The 1,784-nt window shown below is 54.8% G+C and carries 2 protein-coding genes; both read left to right on the forward strand.

All coding sequences use genetic code 11. The annotated features are described in order from the left end of the window. A partial coding sequence (locus tag J5224_RS26435) for an adenylosuccinate lyase family protein (RefSeq protein ID WP_264628141.1) occupies positions 1 to 891 on the forward strand: 891 nt, incomplete at its 5' end. Positions 892 to 930: 39 nt separating this feature from the next. Beyond that, positions 931 to 1,784 (forward strand): anion permease (locus J5224_RS26440; protein WP_264628142.1); only part of this gene is annotated, 854 nt, incomplete at its 3' end.

The raw sequence follows: 1,784 nt of genomic DNA on the forward strand, positions 1-1,784 counted from the left end.
TTGCAGCAGGCGTTGCCGGTAACCTTCGGCTATAAAGCGGCTATCTGGTTGGATATGTTCGATCGCCATCAGGAGCGTCTGGATCAGGCGCGTCCTCGCATTCTGGTTGGGGAATTTGCCGGTGCCGCCGGAACGCTGGCCTCTCTGGGTGATAAAGGCCTGGAGGTTCAGAAAGCGCTGATGGAAGAGCTGGGATTGGGTGTGCCTGTCTCTACCTGGCATGTGGCGCGCGATGGTTTTGCCGAAGCGGTTAACCTGCTGGCGCTGATGACCGGTTCGCTGGGCAAGATTGCCTATGACGTGATGTTGATGGCATCCAATGAGTTTGGCGAACTGTATGAACCCTTTGTGAAAGGCCGCGGTGCCAGCAGCACCATGCCGCAAAAACGTAATCCTATTTCGAGCGAATTGATGCTGGCATGTGCCAAAGGCGTGCGGCAGCAAGCCGGTTTGATGCTAGATGCCATGGTGCAGGATCTCGAACGCGCCACCGGGCCGTGGCATGCAGAATGGATCGCCATTCCTGAAAGCTTCATTCTCTCCGCCGGTGCTCTGCATCAGGCCAACTTTATGCTCAGCGGTCTGATCGTGGACGAGCAGGCGATGGCGCGTAATCTCGATATGACCAAAGGACTTATCGTAGCAGAAGCCGTCATGATGGGGCTGGCGCCTTATATTGGTCGGCAGGATGCGCACGATATTGTCTACGACGCCTGTCGTATCGTGAATGAGAAGGGCGGCAGACTGGCGGATGTGCTCAATGCGATGCCGAACGTGGCGGACCGTCTGGCTCCGGAACTGATTGAGCGTTTGACCGATCCGACCAACTATCTGGGTATGGCGCCAGAAATGGTCGATCAAGTGCTGAAAAGCTCTGCCAGCCGGTCGTAATGTCCGGCGTTCACCCGCTCTACGAATGAGGAGATGATTATGTCATCGGATTCATCCACAGGGAAAAAGGTGTTCGCCGTAGCGGTGCCCATTGTGTTGGGCATCGCTATCTGGCTTGCTCCCGTACCTGCCAACCTTTCGCCCCAGGCATGGCATATGTTCGCCATTTTTGCTGCTACCATCGCAGCCATCTTGACGCAGCCATTGCCCTCGGGGGCGGTGATGCTAATCGCGCTTTGCGTGGCTATCTTCACCCAAACGCTTACCGAAGCAAAAGCGCTGTCTGGTTTTGCCAGCGGCACCGTGTGGTTGATTTTCTGCGCTTATATCCTGTCTTTGGGCTTTGTCACTTCAGGGCTGGGTAAGCGTATTGCTTATAAGATGCTTTCTTTGTTTGGCGGAAGCAGTCTGGGTATTGCCTATTCACTGGGTATTTCCGATTTGATTATGGCACCCGCAATGCCCTCGGTAACCGCCCGTTCAGGGGGAATCATCTTCCCCATCGCGCGCTCTATCAATACCGTATTGGGATCGGCTCCGGGTGAAAGCGGCAAAAAGATCGGGGATTTCCTGACCATGGTCTGCTTTCAGTTTACCCCGATTACCGGTGCCATTTTCCTGACCGGTATGGCCGCGAATCCCTTAGTGAGCAGTCTGGCAAAAAGCTCGCTGGGCGTTGAAATCACCTGGAGCGGTTGGTTTATTGCCGCTGTGGTTCCTGCCCTGGTCTGCTTTTGTTTGATGCCGTTATTGGTGTACAAGCTGGTGAATCCTGAACTGAAGCGCACGCCTGAAGCCAAAGTGATGGGACGTGAGGCGCTGTCTCAGTTAGGTCCGATGACCACAACGGAAAAGAAAGTGGCGTTTGGTTTTCTGTTGGCATTGGTTGGGTG

Source organism: Candidatus Symbiopectobacterium sp. NZEC135 (assembly GCF_025962695.1).